Genomic DNA, 18,080 nt, shown 5'->3' with positions numbered 1-18,080 from the left:
AATACGGGCCGACCAACTTCAGAGAATAACCCAATTAAAAATGCAGTTTCCGACACGCAAACACAAATAGACACGCTGTCATGGAACCGAGCGCTGGCCGCCGACGACAATACTAAAACAGCAGCGCGGATCAAAACCAGCCAAAACGCTGCAACCCCATCACATCCGGATCGATCAAAAGGAGCAGGCCTTGCAACGATCACCCTACCGCGCGATGTCTTCGCCGCCCCACCCCGCCTGTCAGGACGAAGCCCAATACTACCGCCTGAATGGCGTTGAGGGGTACTCGGATTCAGTCCTTTATCAAGTCGTACCGGCCGGCAGAAACTTCTACCACATACGCGAAGTGCTCAGTGGCCGAATAAAAGGCTTTCGCAGCGACCCTGTCAAGGCCTGCGAACTGGCCAAGAAACTTGAAGCCCTGTTGTACCCCACCCATGGAGCAATCGTTTCGTCTGCCGGATAACTTAACTGCGCCGCCGACCCGCAACAACTGCCATACTGGCCCGTCCACTGAAGTTTGTGCCCTGCGGGCCAAGTTTCACCAGTGCAGTTATCTCCAAGGGAAGGCTCTACGTGACGGAATTTGATATCGGCGAATTTTTCATCCATGGCGACGCAAGGGAAGTAGACGGTGAATTCCAAGCAGTGATCGTAATGCGGGCCAAGCCACCGCTGACCACGGTGACCACACACCAGGTGGAAAAAGACCGTTGGTTCAAAACCGTAGACGCCGCTGCCATCGCAGCGAAGGACGCCGCCAAGGCATTGAAGTCCGCCGTGGATGCCGGAGCCCTGAATTCCTGACAATCCGATAGAACTCTCCTGCGCCACAACCCTCCCATGCATAACGACCCCACCTGCATGGAGAACGATATGGATGCGCCAATTCCTACCCTCGAAACCCTATTTGAACAATTGGGCCTGGATTCAACCCCGGACGCCATCGACGCCTTTATCGTCGCCCACCCCTTGCCTGAAGATGTGAAGCTGATCGACGCCCCCTTCTGGTCCGCGCAACAAGCGAGCTTTCTCAAGGAAGAACTGCGCGATGACGCCGAATGGGCGATTGCCGTGGATGAGTTGAACCAACGTCTGCATCAAGCGAACTGAGCCAGCCTCAATGCAGGCTGTCTGACTGTTCCAGGCGCAACAAGGCTTGCCAGGCAGCCCTGCACTCCTCTGCCTCATCGCGACTGGCGAACGCCGTGCCGCGCTGCTCACCGTTGAGCAACACCACCCAGCACGCCTTCTGACCCAGCGCACGCAGGGTTGGGGGTACGCCACTGCCAATCATCACGGCAACATCGACTTTGTTTTGCATGGAGCTTCTCCGCAGCATTAGTTAGCTGGCTAACAATGTTGGCCATGCTACGGTTTTACTCCCGTCGGAAAAAGCTATCCCCGGAATAGCTTCATTGCATAAATAGCAATAATCCCCTAGCGCACGCCTTTGGCAGCCTCGGGCTTATAGCCCAGCCGCAGGCCACCCCAATGCCGACCCTTGACCATGATCGGCACCGACAGGTCGTGCATCAACTCCCCGGTGTCGCGTGTGTAGGTTTGCAGCAACACCGCCTGTTGATGGCTACCACAGCGGATCCCGGTACGGTCTTCGAACTTGCGTTTGGTCCGATTCTGCACGGCATCCACCTGCGCATCGCCGGTCAATGCCTGGGAAAACGCCTTGTTGTGAGTCGGCACATACCCTTGGGGCGTGCAGGCAATTGCGAACACCAACCCTTCATGCCGTGGCAACAGCGCCTCCTGGATCGCCGGCAGCACCTGGTCGGTGTAGCCGTCAAAGCGAGTGTGGTACTTGCTCGGGTGGGTGTTGGCGATGGGCGTATAGCTGCGGTCGAAGAGGTCATCCAGGCTGATGCGGTTCTGCTGCACATCGGCTTCGAATTGCGCGGCAATCCGGCTCGCACCTTCACGGGCCAAGTCATAGATACGCTGGTGATAGTCATCCAGCCCGACTTCCGCCAGGCGTTCGCTGATGGTTTCGGCCTGGCCCTCCATCTGCACGGCGGCGTCGGCGAGCTGGCGGGTTTGCTGGTCGCTGACGGCCAGGTCACTGCGCATCTGTTCCACGGCATGGAACAGGCTGTCGAGCTGGGTGCGGTTGGTGTCGGTGCCTTGGGCGATTGCATTGACCTGGCCTTCCACATCCGCAGCCAGGCTGGCGATACTGTGCAACTGCTCGCCGGCATGCTCCACCTGCTCGACACCGGTGTGCAGGTCGGCCGAGAGCTGGCGAATCTGCTCCACCACCTGGGCGGTGAGCTGCTGAATGTCCGCCACCATCACCCCAACTTCATCGGTGGCCGTGGCCGTACGGCCAGCCAACCCACGCACTTCATCCGCGACCACGGCAAACCCGCGCCCATGCTCACCGGCACGCGCTGCTTCAATAGCCGCGTTGAGTGCCAGCAGGTTGGTCTGGCTGGCGATCGACTGGATCACCAGCGTCACCCGCTGGATTTCCTCACTGCGCTGGCTCAACGCTTCGATCAGTTCGCGGCTGGCATTGGCGCGCTGGCTGAGCTGGTGCATGCGGGTGATCGATTGGGCCAGCACGTCGCGGCCTTCGGTGCTGCGCTGATGGGCCTGGCTGGCCGCTTGCAAAGCCTCACGACTGAGTTGAGAGGTGATCCTTTCGGTGCCGATCATCACTTCGGCACTGCTGACAATCTGCTTGGCGGCGCTCAACTGCGACTGCAACCTGGCCGCCAGTTGCTTGACCGAATAGGCCACGCCGGCTGCGGACAAAGCGTTATGGCTGGTGGTATAGGACAGGTCGCGAGTCAACTCGCCAATGCCATCGACGGCGTCGAAAGCGGCAATGACAGGTGTACGATTTTTCAAGCGAGGCAGCCAGATCACCAGCAAGGCCAGTGGCAGGCAGAGGTACAACGGCAGGCTGGCAAACGCCAGGCCCAGCAGGACCAGCACCAGGGCGGCGCTCTGCAGAAGCGGCGTAAGCCAGCCGGGCAGCCCGCGCACCACCGGCTGCGGTGGCACTGCTGCGCCCATCAGAGATCCGTCTCCAGCCATCTTCGTTACCCCACTGCTTGTCGTTATTGTCACTGCATTAAACGCCACTATCGGGCCATTATCCATGGGCCTTTAGTGGGGTGGCTTGCAGTAGATCAATACACCGGGGTGTAACGGGTATTTCCCTGGGGAGCCGCGTGGCAGCCCCCCAGCTTCACCGCATCAGGCTTGGCGCTGGTGCTTGTCGATCTGCTCGTGGCGCTCTTGCGCTTCGATGCAGTACTTGGTGGTCGGGCTGATCAGCAGGCGCTTGAGGCCAATAGGCTCGCCGCTGTCATCGCACCAGCCAAAGGAATCTTCCTTGATGCGCTCCAGGGCGCGCTCAAGTTGCGGCAGCATGCGCTGGTCGCGGTCGATGGCATTCACCAGCCAGGTACGCTCTTCTTCCACGGAAGCGGCGTCAGCCGGGTCGGCCGGGGTATCCAGGCTTTCAATGGCGATGCGGTTCTGTTCAATGCGCTCGTGGTGTTCCACTTTCATGTCTTGCAGCAACTGCTCGAAAAAAGCGTGCTGTTCGGCATTCATGTAGTCATCCGCCGGCATGGCCAGCAACTTTTCCTTTGTCATTGATTTCTCTATAAAAAATACGTGCATTAAGGCGAATAAGGGAGCGTTCCGGAAGGCCTGTGCAGGTCTCGGAAAGGCGCCGTCCATTTCAAGCGCCACCCGGCACTCAATTTACGAGGGGCGGCAGTCTAAGGCCGACTTGAGGGCTCAGCAACTGAAATGACAGGCATTTTTCCCAGATAACCCCCAAAAGCACCAGGACGGGCTCGGCGAATGGTCATCGGAGTGCGTTTATAGCAAGAAATTCAGTGTTGTGGAGCTATATAGGAGACAAACGGTTGAATGCAACAGCCAGCTCGCCGGCGATGCGGATCCTTCGGTCCGTTCAGGAGGACCTTGTAGATGCCATCGCCGGCAAGCCGGCACCTGCAGGAACACGCTTCAGCGTTTGAGTTTGCGCTTGTTGCGGTACTGGTCGATGACAACCGCCACCACGATGATCAGGCCCTTGATGATGTCCTGGATGTACGCGTCCACCCCGACGAAGGTAAACCCGCTGGCCATCACCCCGAGGATCAGCGCGCCGATCACAGTGCCGGTAATGCGCCCTACCCCGCCCGCCAGGCTGGTACCGCCGATCACCGCCGCGGCAATCGCATCCAGCTCATAGGACATGCCCATGCCAGCCTGGCCGGTGGCGGCGCGTGCCGAGGCGACCACGCCCGCCAGGCCCGCGAGCAAGCCCGCGATGCTGTAGACAATGATCAAGTGGCGCTTGACGTTGATCCCCGAGGTGCGCGCCGCCTGCATGTTGCCGCCGATGGCGTAGGTGTACTTGCCGTACTTGGTATAGCGCAGGGCAATGTGGAAGATGACCGCCACCACCAGGAAGATGATCACCGGCATCGCGCCATGGCCGATGGCCGTGTACGAGTCCGACAGCATGCTCACCGGCTGGCCTTCGGTGTAGTAACGCGCCAGGCCACGGGCGGACACCATCATGCCCAACGTCGCAATAAACGGCGGGATGCCGGTGACAGCGATGATGCTGCCATTGATCGCGCCCGCCAGCAGCCCCACGCCAAGCCCCATCGCCACCGGGATCCACACGGGCAAGTCGGTCAGGCTGGGGAACACCGCCCGGGAAAAATCGGAGGTTTGCGCCAAGCTGGCGGCAATCATCGCCGACAGTGCCAGCACCGAGCCGGAGGACAGGTCGATACCGGTGGTGATGATCACCTGGGTCACGCCAATGGCGAGCAGACCGATGATCGACACCTGCAGGATCATCAGCACCAGGCGCTGGGAATTCATCAGGAAACTCTGGTCACGCACGATCCAGCCGAACAATTCAAACACCAGGCCGATACCGATCAGCACCAGGAAGATACTCAGTTCGGTGGGCATGCGTCGACGACTCTTGGTTGGCACCGTCGCGGGTTTGTTATCCGTTATTGCGTTCATAGCCAATCACCTTTTTATTCTGTACGTCAGTGGACTGCGGTCATCCCGGAGGCCAACTGCATGACTTTTTCCTGGGTCGCATCGCTGCGGTCCAGGGTGCCCATCAGTTCGCCCTCGTGCATCACCATGACGCGGTCGCTCATGCCCAGCACTTCAGGCAACTCGGAGGAAATCATGATCACCGCCATGCCTTCGCAGGCCAGGAACGAGATCAAGCGATAGATCTCGGCCTTGGCGCCCACGTCGATGCCTCGCGTAGGTTCATCGAGGATCAGCAGGCGCGGGTTGGTCATCAGCCAGCGTGCCAGCAACGCCTTCTGCTGGTTACCGCCGGACAAGGTGTCGATGCACTGTTCAAGAGACGGGGTTTTCACCCGCAGCTTCTTGCACATGTCCTCGCACAGGGCGCGCAGGGCTTTCTGCTGGATAAAGCCGTTGTCCGAGTAATGCGGCAGCACGGCCATTTCCATGTTTTCCAAGACCGACAGGCACGGGAACAGGCCGCTGAGCTTGCGGTCCTCGGTGAGCAGGGCGAAGCCTTTCTCGATGGCCATGTGCGGGTCACTGATGCGCACCGCTTTGCCGTCCAGTTCAATCTGCCCGCCATCGCTTGGGGTGATGCCGAAAATGGTTTCTGCCACGTTGGTGCGGCCCGAGCCCATCAAGCCGGCGATGCCAAGGATTTCGCCGGCATGCAGGTCGAAGGAGACCCCCTTGAAGACACCGTCCAGGCGCAGGTTGCGGACCGACAGCAGCAGGTCGCCGATGGGCGTCTCGCGCACCGGGAACAGCTGGCTCAGCTCACGGCCGACCATCATCGAGATCAGGCTGTCGCTGTTCATGCTGTCGGCGCGTTGCAGGCCGATGTAGTGACCGTCGCGGAACACCGCCACTTCATCGGCGATGGCGAACACTTCGTTCATTTTATGCGTGATGTAGACGATGCCTTTGCCCTGGGACTTGAGGTCGGCAATGATCGAAAACAGGTGGGCTACCTCCTTCTCGGTAATCGCCGATGTCGGTTCATCCATGATCAGGATGTCGGAATCGTAGGACACGGCCTTGGCAATCTCGACCATCTGCCGCTCGGCGATGCTCAGGTTGCCCACGTGTTCCTCGGGGTCCAGGTTGATACGCAGGCGTGCCAGCAACTCAGCTGTGCAGCGATGCATTTCGCGGTGGTTGACCATGTGCAGGCTGTTGAGCTGCTCGCGGCCGATCCAGATATTCTCGGCGATGCTCATATGGGGCATCAGGTTGAGTTCCTGGTGGATCATCGCGATCCCGGCCTTCTGGGCCGCCAGGGGCGTTTCAAACACGATTGGCTTGCCGCGCAGGCGAATTTCCCCGGCGTCAGGCTGGTAGATGCCGGCGATGATTTTCATCAACGTCGATTTGCCCGCGCCGTTCTCGCCCATCAGCGCCAGCACCGTGCCGGGGCGCACCCGTAGTTGCACGTCGGCCAGGGCCACGACGCCGGGAAAGCCTTTGCTGATGTTGACGATTTCCAGCAGGTAGGGTTCGTCCAGCGGCACCGACTGGATACCGGGGGGCTGCGACACAGCGGCTTGAGCGAGCATAGCGAGGTACTCCATCGGCAAGGCGGGCACGACCGCCCTGCCGGCTTATTGTTGTTATGTAGGGGCTACTTGAAGTCTTTGACGTTGTCCGGGGTGATCAACTGGAACGGAATCACCACGTTCTGCTCGATGGGCTCGTTCTTGGCCATCTTGCGTGCCGTTTCCACCGACTTGTCCGCTTGGCCCTTGGCATCCTGGAAGGCCGACACGGTCATGTCGCCCTTGGTGATCGCGTTCAGGCCGTCCGGCGTACCGTCGACACCCGCGATCAGCACGCCCTTCTTGCCCGCCGATTTCAGCGCCATGGCCGCACCGATTGCCATCTCATCGTTGTTCGAGAGCACTGCCTGGAAGTCGCGGCCCTGGGTCAGCCAGTCGTTGACCAGGGTCATGCCCTTGTCACGCAGCCAGATCCCGGTCTGCTCCTGTTCGATCTTGATGCCCGGGTATTTGGCCAGGACTTCCTTCACGCCCTTGGTACGGTTGGTGGTGGAGTTATTCGCCAGGTCACCCAGCAGGATCACGATGTTGCCCTTGCCGCCGAGCTGCTCGGCGATGTACTGCATCTGCAGCTTGCCGGCCTCGACATCGTCGGAGGTCACCGCCGCTACGCCTGGAGCCAAGGTCGGGCTGTCAGGGCGGCGGTTGACGAACACCAACGGGATTTTCGCCGCCGTGGCGGCCTTGATGATGTTGCCGGTCGAAGCCGTGTCCACCGGGTTGACGATAATGGCGTCGACTTTCTGGCTGATAAAGTTCTCGACCTGGCTCAACTGCTTCACCACATCGGCGCGGGCGTCTTCGAACTGCAGCTGCACGCCATCGCCCTTGGGATAGGACTTGGCTTGCTTGTCCATGTCTTCGCGCAGGTAGGTGAGGAAGGTGTCATCGAAGGCGGACATACTCACGCCTATCTTGAGATCGGCAGCCGAAGCAACACCGCTGGCGAGCAGCATGGACAAGGCCAGCGCGGTAAAACGGATCGGGGTCTTCATGAACGGTCTGTCTCCACTTTCTTGTTGGTTTTGTTGGACGTTGCGTTGATCAGAGCGGGTGTTGCGAGGTGGGCAGTCGAACCACCGGTGCACCGGGAATGCAGCAGACCAGCGCGCCTTTGTTTTCGACGCACAGCACATTAAGGAAAGAGAAGTAGAACGGCCGGGCGCGGGGCAGGCCGCGTGGCGTGTGGGCAGGGCGGAAAACTCGCAGTACAGCGTTGAAGATTTTCATCTGACGGTACCTGGTTGTTTTTGATCTTGTTTTTGTTGAGTCGCGCGAATCGAGTCCGAACGTACTTTATGCAACCTGGAAAAGACTTTATTGGAAAATAATTTCCATATCAACCTGTTTTAGAATTTTATTCTATTTTTGTTGAAAGCACCTGCTGGCGCTCGGCGCTCAGGCGTGCGGCGTCCAATATACGGGTGGTTTCCAGCGCGTCATAGGCATCCACCGGCAACGGTCCCTGCCCTTGCACAGCCATTTGCAATTGCCGATAGAACTGCGTCCAGCAGCCCTTCTCGGAAGGCACCCGCTCGCGTTCAGGGCCCTGTTCGAACCAGCCCCAACGCCGGTGTTCCTCGGCCCCCCAATGCTCACCTTCTGTCTTTGGCGACTTGCCAGCGATCAGGGCTTCTTCCTGGCCGTCCAGGCCTTCGACGGTGTAGCAGCCCGAGGTACCACTGACTCGGAACCGCGGTGCCTGGCTGTTTTGCAAGGCATTGCCCCACAGGTGAGAAATGACACCGTTGGCATGGGTCAGAGAGACAAAGAAACCGTGGTCAACCGTGGGGTGCTCGACGCTGTATTGCAGTTGGGCGAACACGCGATCCACCGGGCCGAACAACTGCAGGGCCTGATCGACCAGGTGGCTGCCCAGGTCACGTAGCCAACCCCCACCGCTGGTGTTGCCCAGGGCTGTCGGGCTGTAGCGTTCCACGCGGGATTCGAAACGGGTAATGGTGCCGAGGGCGCCGGCATCGATGAGCTTGCGCAGGGTCAGGTAGTCCGAGTCCCAGCGCCGGTTCTGGTAGACGCTGAGCAATGAGCCCTGGCGTTCGGCCGCAGTGATCAGCGCTTGAGCCTGCTCGGCGTTGGCGGCAAAGGGTTTGTCGCTGACCACCGTGACGCCATGTTCGATGGCTTCCAGCACCAACGCCGGACGGCCCTTGAGGGTGGTGGAGATGACCAGGGCGTCGACGCCGGCTTCGACGATCTGGCCGATGGAGTCGAAGGCCTTGAGGCCGGGGTGGTCAGTCGCCAGTTGCTGGCGGCGTTCCGGTGAGCGGGTGACCACGCCGACAAAAGTGGCGCCTGGCAGGGTGGCAATCAGCGGCGCATGAAAGAAGCGCCCGCCGTGGCCGTAGCCAACCAATCCGATTCGCATGAGTAAATACCTTCTTGAATTGGAAACCGGATCAACCGTGAGAGCTGGCTTGCCTGCGATGGCGGTGTATCAGGCGCTACATTTCCAACTGAAAGACCGCTATCGCAGGCAAGCCAGCTCCCACATTTTTTTGAGCGAGTTTCTTCAATGGTCTAGCCGTAGAAGTGCGGACGATCCGGCAGGCTCACCCTCACAATCTGCTCACTGCCCTGTGCTTCAATGCACGCATCCGCCGCCACCGCCGCCGCAAAACCATCCCACGCCGAAGGCCCGCCAACCTGCCCGGCGCGTACGCTGTCGATGAACGCCTGCAACTCGACGTCGTAGGCGCCGATAAAACGATCCTTCCAGTCCATCAGGATCGCATTGGACAACTTGGCGCCACTGCGCAGTTGCACCTGGGACGGTTCCGGCAGCTTGGCGATACCGGTCTCCCCCACCACTTCGCACTGGATGTCGTAGCCGTACTGGCAGTTCACAAACACTTCCACATCGATGCGCGTGCCCTTGGCGGTTTCCAGCAGCACGATCTGCGGGTCACGCAGGTGGGCCAGTGCCTTGCTGGATTTGCGCGGGAACACCACTTGCACCGACACGTAGTCATCGTCGAGCAACCAACGCAGCACATCCAACTCGTGGATCAAGGTATCGGTGATCGCCATGTCAGTCTTGTAGTGCTCGCCCACCGTCGGGTTGCGATGCGCACAGTGCAGCATCAACGGCTCGCCGATCTGGCCGCTGTCGATCACAGCCTTGAGTGCGCGATAACCTTCGTCGTACGGGCGCATGAAGCCGACCTGCACCAGGCGCTTGCCGTAGGCCACTTCGGCATCGACGATCTTGCGGCACCCTTCGGCGGTGACCGCCAGCGGTTTTTCGCAGAACACCGGCTTGCCGGCGGCGATGGCCGCGAGCACGAACGCTTCGTGGCTCGGGCCCCAGGAGGTCACGAGTATCGCTTCCACTTGCGGCGAGTTGATCAACGCATGGCCATCGGGGTACACCTCGGCGTCCAGCTTCAAGTCCGCCACCACGTTGGCGGCTTGCTCAAGGTTGATGTCAGTCACCGCCACCACCTGGATGTTGAGCAGTGTTTGGCTGCAACGACGAATATGGTCCCGGCCAATGGCGCCTGTACCAATCACTCCAAGCTTCAAAGACATACAAAACTCCTCTTGTTATTAGTACTGCCGGGCCTTCGCCAGGTGTTCATTGAGTTTTTTCGCAGCGGCATTCGTGCGCTCGCTGGTGGATACCTGCGCCACGCCTACACGCCACCACGACAGGTAGCCATGGATCATGGTCTTGGGCAGCACCTTGATATCGATCAGCGTCGACACCGTTTGAGTCCGCGCATCCGCCAGCGCTGCTTCAAGTTGTTCCACGGTGCTGACCTTGTAGGTCTTGCAGCCATAGGCCGCGGCGCTCATGGCGAAATCCACCGGCACCAGGCCGCCGTCGAGCTTGCCGCTCTCAGGGTTGCGGTAGCGGAATTCGGTGCCGAAGCTGTCCATGCCGTTGCCGATCTGCAGGTTGTTGATGCAACCGAAGGCCATGTTGTCGAGCAGCACCACGTTGATCTTGCGCCGCTCCTGGATCGAGGTGGCCAGCTCCGAGTGCAGCATCATGTAGGAGCCGTCGCCGACCAGTGCGTAGACCTCCTTGGTCGGTTCAGCGAGTTTCACGCCCAATGCGGCATTGATCTCGTAGCCCATGCATGAATAGCCATACTCGACGTGATAGGTATTCACGCCCTTGCTGCGCCAGGCACGTTGCAGGTCGCCCGGCAGGCTGCCGGCAGCGGCGACGATGATGGCGTCGTCGGCGAGCGCCTGGTTCAGCACGCCCAGCACGCGGCTCTGGGTCAGGCACGAACCGGTCAACTCGATGAATTCACGCAGCACCGCACGGTCCAGGTGATCATCGACCTCGGGGACAAACCCGTCTGCGGCATATTCCACGTTATGCACGCGGTCCACTTCGGCCTCCAGCTGCGCCTTGGCCTCAACGATCTGCCCGCCCCAGCCGGAACGGTAATCCCCCAAGGCATCGGCGAGCGCTTCCAAGGCCACCTGCGCGTCGGCCAGCACCTGCACGCCGTCGAGTTTCAGGGCGTCGCACGGGCTGATGTTGAGGTTGAGAAACGTCACCTCGGCATGTTTGAACAGCGACTTGGACGAGGTGGTGAAGTCGGTGTAGCGCGTGCCGACACCAATGATCAGGTCGGCCTCGGGTGCCAGCAAGTTCGCCGCCAGGCAACCGGTTTCACCGATCCCGCCGACGTTCAGCGGATGGCTGGAGACCACGGCGCTCTTGCCCGCCTGGGTCTCGGCGAAGGGAATCTCGAAACGCTCGGCAAAAGCTTGCAGTGCGGCATTGGCGCCGGCGTACTTCACGCCGCCACCGCAGATGATCAGCGGCTTGCGCTTGCCCCGAAAAGCCGCCAAGGCATCGCCGATCATTGCAGTGGTTGCTGGGCGACGCTCGATGCGGTGCACGCGTTTGTGCAGGAAGTAATCCGGATAGTCCCAGGCCTCGGCCTGCACATCCTGGGGCAACGCCAGGGTCACGGCGCCGGTTTCGGCCGGGTCGGTGAGCACGCGCATGGCGTGGATCGCGGCGGTCATCAACTGCTCGGGGCGGTTGATGCGGTCCCAGTATTTGCTCACGGAGCGGAAGGCATCGTTGGTGCTGATGCTCAGGTCGTGGAACTGTTCGATCTGTTGCAACACCGGGTCGGGCTGCCGGCTGGCATACACATCGCCAGGCAACAGCAGCAACGGGATGCGGTTGGCCGTGGCGGTCGCCGCAGCAGTCAGCATGTTGGCGGCGCCTGGGCCTACGGAGGCGGTGCACGCGTAGATCTTGCGGCGCAGGTGCTGCTTGGCGAAACCGATGGCCGCGTGGGCCATGCCCTGCTCGTTACGCCCCTGGTGCACCACCAGGTCACCGCTGTCCTGCTCCAGGGCCTGGCCCAGGCCCAGCACATTGCCGTGGCCGAAAATCGTGAACACCCCGGCGACGAACTTGCTCTGCACGCCATCGACTTCGATGTATTGGTTATCCAGGAACTTCACCAGGGCCTGGGCCATGGTCAATCTTGTTGTACTCATGTTCGCACCTTGAATGAATGCACATCTGTCGATCAACAGTGATCCCACAGTTTGTCCGGTGTCAGGTCCGGGATTTCTGCAGGTGGGCAATGCTCGCGCCCAACGCTTGCTGGATGTCAGCCAGGCCATGCACGCTCTCGGCAAACGGCTCGAACGACAGGTAGCCGCCGTAACCGGTGCTGAGCAGCGTGTCGATCTGCGCCGCGTTGCCGAGGATATCGCCCTCGCCCACCAGCACGCGGTGGCCGTCGCGAATCGAATGCAGCGGCGCCTCGGCATCTTCCACGCCGGAGATGTGCACCAGGCCGGTCAGTTCCGGGAAAAACTCATGCTCGCTGGCCAGGTGATGATGAAAGGTGTCGTGCACCAGGCGGAACACATCCAGGCCGCCGATGGACTTGATCGCATCCACCGCCACGCGCTTGCGCCGCAGGGCACATGCTTCAAAGCCCAGGGGTTCGATGAAACCGAGAATCCCGTAGTCGCGCAGGATCGGCGCCAACTCGCTCAAGGCCGTGCGCAGACCGGCGGCGCGTTGGGCTTCGTTGCGCGTGTCGCCCGGCTCATTGAGCGGGCACATCACCAGGCCCTGGGCGCCGCACTCGCGGGCGTAGGTTGCCAGCTGGATCGCCTGGGCACGGCGTTCGTCGCTCCACACATCAAAGGGGTACAGCGCGTTGATCGACAACACGGTGATGCCCTGCACCGCGCACAGTTCGCGTACGCGGCTGGCCGGGGTGCCAAATTCTATTTGTCTGTCCGCCAGGTCGTTGCGGATCTCGATGGCATCGCACTTGAGCGTCACGGCCAAGTGGATGAAATCCGGCAGGGACAAATGGGGTGCGACCATGCGGTTGAGGGCGAAACGTAGAGGCGACTTCATTGTTATTGTTCTCCGTCCAGAACCGCTGATCAGAGGTCCAGCAGCCAGCTGTGCTGCGGGTCGTTGTGGAAATGCCAGGCACGCTTGGGGCCGGCCATGACGTTGAGATAGTAGGACTCGTAGCCATACGGCACGCTGACGGGGTGATACCCCTTGGGCACCACCACCAGGTCGCTGTTTTCCACGGCCATGGCCTGGTCGATACTGCGGTCGTCGGTGTACACCCGCTGGAACACGAAGCCCTGGGGCGGATTGATCTGGTGGTAATAGGTCTCTTCAAGGAAGCTCTGGTGCGGCAGGTCATCGGTGTCGTGCTTGTGCGGCGGGTAGCTCGACGAATGCCCGGACGGCGTGCGCACCTCCACCACCAGCAGCGAATGGGCCGGCTCGCTGTCAGGCAGGATGTCGCACACGTAGCGGGTGTTGGCCCCTTTGCCACGCACGCTGCGCTTGCAGTTTTCCGGACGGATCAGCCGTGGCTCGTAGCCCTCGCCGCCGGGCGCGGCGCACACGGCGATCTGCACATCGCTCAAGGCAGTCACCTGCGCATCGGTGTCAGGTGGCAGATAGGCGGCGAAGGGAGATTTCTCTTCAAACACCGATTGGCGATCCCCCAGGTTCTGCCAGTTGAAGCCTTCACCCTCGATGTTCACCCGACCGCTGAGCAACACCAGGCACAGCTCCTGGTCACCGGCGCTGACCGGCAGGGTTTCGCCAAGGCTCAGGCGGTAGGCGGCAAAGCCCACGTACTCAAGACGGCCTTCTTCCAGGGCGACCATGGTTTTTCCGCGTTTGCTGCTCTTGACCAACAAGCTCATTGTCCGGCCCTCTCATTCAGAAGCGCACGCAAGGTGTCGTAGCCTTTTTTCGCATAGATATAGCTTGGGGCAACGGCCGGGTCCTGCTCGGCTTCCACCACCAGCCAGCCTTCGTACTGGGCGGCCAGCAGCACATCGAGCAGTTCGGCGAAGTCGATGTCGCCATCGCCGGGCACCGTGAAGGTACCGTTGACGATGCAGTCAGGGAAACTCCACATCTGGTTGCGTGCCAGTTGTACCACCGGCTTGCGCACGTCCTTGAAATGCACGTGGCAGATACGCCCGATATGTTTGCGCAGCACGTCGAGGGGTTCCCCGCCGCCCATGTAGCAGTGGCCGGAATCGAACAGCAGGCCGACTTCCGGGCCCGTGCGTTGCATCAATTGGTCGATGTCTTCCGGGGACTCGACGTAGGCCCCCATGTGGTGGTGATACGCCAGGCGCACGCCTTGGGACAGGGTGAACCGCGCCAGTTCGGTGAGTTTGTCGGCATAGTCCTGCCAGGCGTGCTCGCTGTGGAAGCGCGGGCGCTCGATCAGGCGGACGCGCGCCCCCTGGATCGAATCGGCCACCTCGCCGTACACCAGCACCGTGGCGCCGTTCTGTTTCAGCAACTCGACATGCGCGCCGATGGCTTCGATTTCCTCAGCCACCGAGCGGCCTGCCAGCCGGCTGGAGTACCAACCAGAGACCAGCGCCAGGTCGTAGGGGCGCAACACATCGCCGACGCCCTTGGCATCCTTGGGGAATTTACCGTTGAGTTCGAAGCCTTCGTAGCCGATCTCCTTGCCTTCGCTCAGGGCGGTGCTCAGGGGCGTTTCACCACCCAGGGCCGGCAAGTCGTCGTTGCTCCAGGAAATCGGGTTGATGCCAATTCGGATTGCGGGCATGGCTGCACCTTTATTATTTTCAGGTATCACTGAGATCTGCTTTATGTGGGCGCTGGCTTGCCTGCGATGGCACCCACTCGGTGTCTCTGATGGACCGAGTCGCCTGCATCGCAGGCACGCCAGCTCCCACATTGGGTCGCATTTAAAATTGGGGCCTGTGTTCAGTCTCTGGCGTGGCGCCAAGCGCTGATGAGCTGTTCGAACGTAGCCTGCACCTGCTGGGTCAGGGTCTCGTCATCAATCTCACCGGCCATCCACGCGCGACTTGGCTCCTGGAAGATCGTACGGCCTACGGCAAAGCCTCGGCAGGTCGTGCTCAGGCGGGCTTGCTGGAAACCATCGGCAAGGCATTCGGCCGAGGCATTCAGGCCCAGCAACACCACGCCTCGGCAGTACGGGTCGCGCTCCTGGATCAGTTCGTCGAGCTTCTTCCAGTCGTCGGCCGATTGCGCCTCGATCTTCCACCACGCCGGGTAGATGCCCAGGTTGTAGAGGCGCTTGAGACTGCGATAGAGCACGTCGGGGTAAGTGGATGGGTGATCCTTGGGCGGGATGACTTCCAGCAACAGTTCATGGCCGCTGACCATCGACGCCTCGTACACCGCCTTGAGTTGCGCTTCCTGCTCCAGGCGCAACAACGGTTCGTCGTCGGGATGGAATTGCACCAGGCACTTGATGATCTGTTCCTGGGGCCAGGCAATCAGGTTGCTGCCCACCGAGCGGCCATGTTCGAACGCCAGGGGCCGCGAGTTCTGCACTTCAACCGGGCGCGCGATCCACCAGCCGCGCCCGCTGGCGGCGTTTAGCGCGTCCTGGCCGAAACGTTGGTCGGCCAGCAGGCCGACGTCGGCTTCCACGCCCTGCTCGGCGAGTTTTTTCTCGACGCGTTCGATGGCTTTTATGAACAGTTGCTTGGCATCGCTGATGCGCGCCGGGTCCTGGCCGCCCTTCTGCGCCAGGTCCACCAGTTGCCAGCGGTGATCGAAAGCAAACACGAACAGCTGCTTCCAGGCCTTGCGCGGCACCGTCACGCGGTGCAGGCGTTGCAGGGTCGCGTCCTGGTCCGGCCGAGTGATCGGCACCGGGCTGTTGAACAGGTAGTCGAGCTCCGCGGGCGTCGGCATGGCCGGCGCACACGCGTGGCGAGAAACAACCAGGCCGCCACAGGCATTGGCCAACTGGCTGCAGCGTTCGTCACTGGCGTCGTTGATCCAGCCGCTGAGGAACCCCGACATGAACGCGTCGCCGGCACCCAGCACATTGAGCACTTCAACGCGCACACCGGGGTAGATGGCGCCGTCTTCCAGGCGTGCGGGGATGGCGCCGTGGATCACGGTGCAACCTTGGGGGCCGAGCTTGACAACCAGGGTCGCCGAGGTCAGTTCGCGCACCTTGCGCAAGGCGGTGAGCAGATCTTCACTGCCCCCCGCGATCAGGAATTCTTCTTCGGTTCCGACGATCAGGTCGAAGCGCGGCAGGATTTTCTGTACATGCTGGCTGACATTCTGGTCGGCGACAAAACGGGTTTCGCCATCGGCCTTGCCTGCCAGGCCCCACAGCACTGGGCGGTAATCAATATCCAGTACGCGCTTGACGTTGTGCTTGGCGGCGTAATCCAGCGCCTGGATGCTGGCCTTGTACACACCGTCGGTGGAGAAATGCGTGCCGGTGATCAGCAGGGCTTTGCTGGAAGCGATGAAGGCTTCATTGATGTCTTCAGCACGCAGGGCCATGTCGGCGCAGTTTTCGCGGTAGAACACCAGGGGGAAGGTCTCGCGGTCCTTGAGACCTAGCAACACCAGGGCGGTGAGGCGTTCCGGGTCGACCTTGATGCCGCTGGTATCGCAGCCTTCACGGGCCAGGGACTCCACCAGGAAACGCCCCATGTGGTCGTCGCCCACCCGGCTCAGCATCGCCGACTTGAGCCCAAGCCTCGCGGTGCCAAAGGCGATGTTGGCGGAGGACCCGCCCAGGTACTTGGCAAAGCTGGACACGTCCTCAAGCCGTGCACCCACCTGCTGTGCATAGAGGTCGACGCCCAGGCGCCCGAGGCAAATCAGATCCAATTGACGCCCACTGGCAAAACGAGTCTGGCCCATGCTGGCTCCTGTTATTTTTATCAGCCTGCGTCGTGCCGCCGTGGCGACGGCAAACGCTCTTGGTGGGAGCAGACTAGAACGTCCGGCGACACCAATCAATATTTATTCCAGATATTTTTTCATTGGAATATTTTTTCCATTAAGCTCGTGCAAGGGCGTCGCAACCACAGTGCATCGTTTCAGCAGGCCACGCCGGCCGTGATGCCGAGGTATTTTTTTGCGCCTACCCTGTAGACTTGCGCCACCCATCAGCGCAACAGACAAAAACGCCAGAAGGATTGCCCATGTCCCGCACCGATCCCGAGACCACCCTGGAAGACTCTATCGCCAGCCCTCCGATCAATGCCGAGCGCCTGTTGCAGCTGATCACCGACGAATACGAGAGCCTGCCGCGCCAACTCAAGCGCATCGCCAGCTACATGAGCCAGCAGAGCGACCGGATCATGGTCGACCGCATCAGCGACATCGCCCGCGAGTGCGAAGTGCACCCGTCGGCCATCGTGCGCTTCTCCCAGCGCTTCGGTTTCAGTGGCTTCAGTGAAATGCAGGCGCTCTTTCGCGAGGCCTACACCCACAAGACCACGCCGGTACAGAACTACCAGCAGCGCATCCGCAGCATGATCGCCAACAAGTCGCAGAAAGCCAGTGGCGGCGACCTGGCGCGCGAATGCGTGAATGCCACGCTGTCGGGCATCGAGCGCCTGGGGCTGGAGCTGGATGACACCGCCTTCGAGAAAGCCGTGGACCTGGTGGTCAATGCCGACAATATCTACGTGGTCGGCGTGCGCCGCTCCTTTGCAGTGGCCGATTACCTGGTCTACAACCTGCAGCACACCAACAAGCGCATCCACCTGATCTCGGGCCTGGGCGGCAGCTACCGCGAGCAGATGCGCAGCGTGCGCGCCAATGACCTGGTGATTGCGATCAGCTTTACGCCCTACGGCAAAGAGACCCAGCACTGCCTGCGCATTGCCCAGCACCACCAGGCCAAGACGCTGATCATCACCGACAGCAACCTGTCGCCGCTGGCCAAACGGGCGAACGCGGTGCTGTTGGTGAACGAGGGGTCGTCGTTTGCCTTCCGTTCGTTGAGCGCCACGTTGTGCCTGTGCCAGGCGTTGTTCATTGCCGTGGCGTATCGGTTGGAGTTGAAGGTGGATGAGATTCATGAGCAGGTGGGGTTTGATGACTGACGGAAGATCAGTGTGGAAATGATGTCTTCTAAAACCAAATGTGGGAGCGGCGTTGCGCCGCTCCCACATTTTTTTTACCGAGTGAGACCT

At 60.9% G+C, this 18,080-nt stretch carries 18 protein-coding genes; 4 read left to right on the top strand and 14 right to left on the bottom strand.

Features of this window, described 5'->3' with window-relative positions; all coding sequences use genetic code 11:
• Positions 1–190 precede the first annotated feature (190 nt).
• The 3 genes from ATH90_RS11750 (at position 191) to ATH90_RS11740 (ending at position 1,113) form a co-directional block, all read left to right on the top strand.
• The gene (locus ATH90_RS11750) at positions 191–466 is read left to right on the top strand and encodes a hypothetical protein (protein WP_080758267.1); all 276 of its coding nucleotides are present in this window, start codon (positions 191–193) and stop codon (positions 464–466) included.
• A gap of 110 nt (positions 467–576) precedes the next feature.
• Positions 577–807, top strand: coding sequence for a hypothetical protein (locus ATH90_RS11745; RefSeq protein ID WP_034104424.1), 231 nt, complete (start codon positions 577–579; stop codon positions 805–807).
• 69 nt (positions 808–876) lie between these two features.
• A complete protein-coding gene (locus ATH90_RS11740; RefSeq protein WP_028615869.1) occupies positions 877–1,113 on the top strand; it encodes a DUF2789 domain-containing protein in 237 nt (78 codons plus the stop codon).
• 7 nt (positions 1,114–1,120) lie between these two features.
• On the opposite strand, the gene ATH90_RS11735 is transcribed toward ATH90_RS11740, so the two are convergent.
• From ATH90_RS11735 to ATH90_RS11670, 14 genes are all read right to left on the bottom strand, one after another.
• Entirely contained in the window at positions 1,121–1,324 is a 204-nt protein-coding gene (locus ATH90_RS11735; RefSeq protein ID WP_034104418.1) for a hypothetical protein, read from the bottom strand.
• A gap of 116 nt (positions 1,325–1,440) precedes the next feature.
• Entirely contained in the window at positions 1,441–2,673 is a 1,233-nt protein-coding gene (locus tag ATH90_RS11730; protein WP_420884289.1) for a methyl-accepting chemotaxis protein, read from the bottom strand.
• A gap of 546 nt (positions 2,674–3,219) precedes the next feature.
• Positions 3,220–3,624: a TraR/DksA family transcriptional regulator gene (locus ATH90_RS11725; RefSeq protein ID WP_010564800.1), complete on the bottom strand. Its 405-nt coding sequence runs from the start codon at positions 3,622–3,624 to the stop codon at positions 3,220–3,222.
• A gap of 381 nt (positions 3,625–4,005) precedes the next feature.
• Positions 4,006–5,028 carry an ABC transporter permease gene (locus ATH90_RS11720; RefSeq protein WP_016975559.1) on the bottom strand — a complete coding sequence of 341 codons (1,023 nt, stop codon included), beginning with the start codon at positions 5,026–5,028 and terminating at the stop codon, positions 4,006–4,008.
• A gap of 26 nt (positions 5,029–5,054) precedes the next feature.
• Positions 5,055–6,608 carry a sugar ABC transporter ATP-binding protein gene (locus tag ATH90_RS11715; RefSeq protein WP_098466328.1) on the bottom strand — a complete coding sequence of 518 codons (1,554 nt, stop codon included), beginning with the start codon at positions 6,606–6,608 and terminating at the stop codon, positions 5,055–5,057.
• A gap of 65 nt (positions 6,609–6,673) precedes the next feature.
• Positions 6,674–7,603 carry a sugar ABC transporter substrate-binding protein gene (locus tag ATH90_RS11710; RefSeq protein ID WP_098466327.1) on the bottom strand — a complete coding sequence of 310 codons (930 nt, stop codon included), beginning with the start codon at positions 7,601–7,603 and terminating at the stop codon, positions 6,674–6,676.
• A gap of 49 nt (positions 7,604–7,652) precedes the next feature.
• A complete protein-coding gene (locus ATH90_RS11705; protein WP_098466326.1) occupies positions 7,653–7,838 on the bottom strand; it encodes a hypothetical protein in 186 nt (61 codons plus the stop codon).
• Positions 7,839–7,965: 127 nt separating this feature from the next.
• The gene (locus tag ATH90_RS11700) at positions 7,966–8,994 is read right to left on the bottom strand and encodes a Gfo/Idh/MocA family protein (RefSeq protein WP_098466325.1); all 1,029 of its coding nucleotides are present in this window, start codon (positions 8,992–8,994) and stop codon (positions 7,966–7,968) included.
• Positions 8,995–9,146: 152 nt separating this feature from the next.
• Positions 9,147–10,157 carry a bifunctional inositol 2-dehydrogenase/D-chiro-inositol 1-dehydrogenase gene (gene iolG / locus ATH90_RS11695; protein ID WP_098466324.1) on the bottom strand — a complete coding sequence of 337 codons (1,011 nt, stop codon included), beginning with the start codon at positions 10,155–10,157 and terminating at the stop codon, positions 9,147–9,149.
• 18 nt (positions 10,158–10,175) lie between these two features.
• On the bottom strand, positions 10,176–12,107 hold the full coding sequence (iolD, locus tag ATH90_RS11690) for a 3D-(3,5/4)-trihydroxycyclohexane-1,2-dione acylhydrolase (decyclizing) (protein ID WP_098466323.1): 1,932 nt from the start codon (positions 12,105–12,107) through the stop codon (positions 10,176–10,178).
• 61 nt (positions 12,108–12,168) lie between these two features.
• Positions 12,169–12,990, bottom strand: a complete 822-nt coding sequence (locus tag ATH90_RS11685) for a TIM barrel protein (RefSeq protein ID WP_098466322.1) — start codon at positions 12,988–12,990, stop codon at positions 12,169–12,171.
• 29 nt (positions 12,991–13,019) lie between these two features.
• On the bottom strand, positions 13,020–13,808 hold the full coding sequence (iolB, locus tag ATH90_RS11680) for a 5-deoxy-glucuronate isomerase (protein ID WP_098466321.1): 789 nt from the start codon (positions 13,806–13,808) through the stop codon (positions 13,020–13,022).
• A complete protein-coding gene (gene iolE / locus ATH90_RS11675; RefSeq protein WP_098466320.1) occupies positions 13,805–14,698 on the bottom strand; it encodes a myo-inosose-2 dehydratase in 894 nt (297 codons plus the stop codon). The genes iolB and iolE overlap by 4 nt, the downstream gene beginning before the upstream one ends.
• Positions 14,699–14,859: 161 nt before the next feature.
• The gene (locus ATH90_RS11670) at positions 14,860–16,797 is read right to left on the bottom strand and encodes a bifunctional 5-dehydro-2-deoxygluconokinase/5-dehydro-2-deoxyphosphogluconate aldolase (RefSeq protein WP_098466319.1); all 1,938 of its coding nucleotides are present in this window, start codon (positions 16,795–16,797) and stop codon (positions 14,860–14,862) included.
• A gap of 284 nt (positions 16,798–17,081) precedes the next feature.
• Here ATH90_RS11670 and ATH90_RS11665 point away from each other — a divergent pair, with 284 nt between their 5' ends.
• The gene (locus ATH90_RS11665; protein WP_034104389.1) at positions 17,082–17,990 is read left to right on the top strand and encodes a MurR/RpiR family transcriptional regulator; all 909 of its coding nucleotides are present in this window, start codon (positions 17,082–17,084) and stop codon (positions 17,988–17,990) included.
• The last annotated feature ends 90 nt before the right edge of the window (positions 17,991–18,080 follow it).

It is taken from the genome of Pseudomonas lurida (genome assembly GCF_002563895.1).
Lineage (GTDB): Bacteria > Pseudomonadota > Gammaproteobacteria > Pseudomonadales > Pseudomonadaceae > Aquipseudomonas > Aquipseudomonas lurida.
Note: the sequence above shows the minus strand (reverse complement) of the source record. Positions and strands in the feature narration are given on the sequence as shown.

Coding starts and splice junctions, on each gene's coding strand:
- ATH90_RS11740 (WP_028615869.1), top strand. CDS start 877: ATGGATGCGCCAATTCCTACCCTCGAAACCCTATTTGAACAATTGGGC.
- ATH90_RS11735 (WP_034104418.1), bottom strand. CDS start 1,324: ATGCAAAACAAAGTCGATGTTGCCGTGATGATTGGCAGTGGCGTACCC.
- ATH90_RS11730 (WP_420884289.1), bottom strand. CDS start 2,673: ATGATCGGCACCGAAAGGATCACCTCTCAACTCAGTCGTGAGGCTTTG.
- ATH90_RS11725 (WP_010564800.1), bottom strand. CDS start 3,624: ATGACAAAGGAAAAGTTGCTGGCCATGCCGGCGGATGACTACATGAAT.
- ATH90_RS11720 (WP_016975559.1), bottom strand. CDS start 5,028: ATGAACGCAATAACGGATAACAAACCCGCGACGGTGCCAACCAAGAGT.
- ATH90_RS11715 (WP_098466328.1), bottom strand. CDS start 6,608: ATGCTCGCTCAAGCCGCTGTGTCGCAGCCCCCCGGTATCCAGTCGGTG.
- ATH90_RS11710 (WP_098466327.1), bottom strand. CDS start 7,603: ATGAAGACCCCGATCCGTTTTACCGCGCTGGCCTTGTCCATGCTGCTC.
- ATH90_RS11705 (WP_098466326.1), bottom strand. CDS start 7,838: ATGAAAATCTTCAACGCTGTACTGCGAGTTTTCCGCCCTGCCCACACG.
- ATH90_RS11700 (WP_098466325.1), bottom strand. CDS start 8,994: ATGCGAATCGGATTGGTTGGCTACGGCCACGGCGGGCGCTTCTTTCAT.
- iolG (WP_098466324.1), bottom strand. CDS start 10,157: ATGTCTTTGAAGCTTGGAGTGATTGGTACAGGCGCCATTGGCCGGGAC.
- iolD (WP_098466323.1), bottom strand. CDS start 12,107: ATGAGTACAACAAGATTGACCATGGCCCAGGCCCTGGTGAAGTTCCTG.
- ATH90_RS11685 (WP_098466322.1), bottom strand. CDS start 12,990: ATGAAGTCGCCTCTACGTTTCGCCCTCAACCGCATGGTCGCACCCCAT.
- iolB (WP_098466321.1), bottom strand. CDS start 13,808: ATGAGCTTGTTGGTCAAGAGCAGCAAACGCGGAAAAACCATGGTCGCC.
- iolE (WP_098466320.1), bottom strand. CDS start 14,698: ATGCCCGCAATCCGAATTGGCATCAACCCGATTTCCTGGAGCAACGAC.
- ATH90_RS11670 (WP_098466319.1), bottom strand. CDS start 16,797: ATGGGCCAGACTCGTTTTGCCAGTGGGCGTCAATTGGATCTGATTTGC.
- ATH90_RS11665 (WP_034104389.1), top strand. CDS start 17,082: ATGTCCCGCACCGATCCCGAGACCACCCTGGAAGACTCTATCGCCAGC.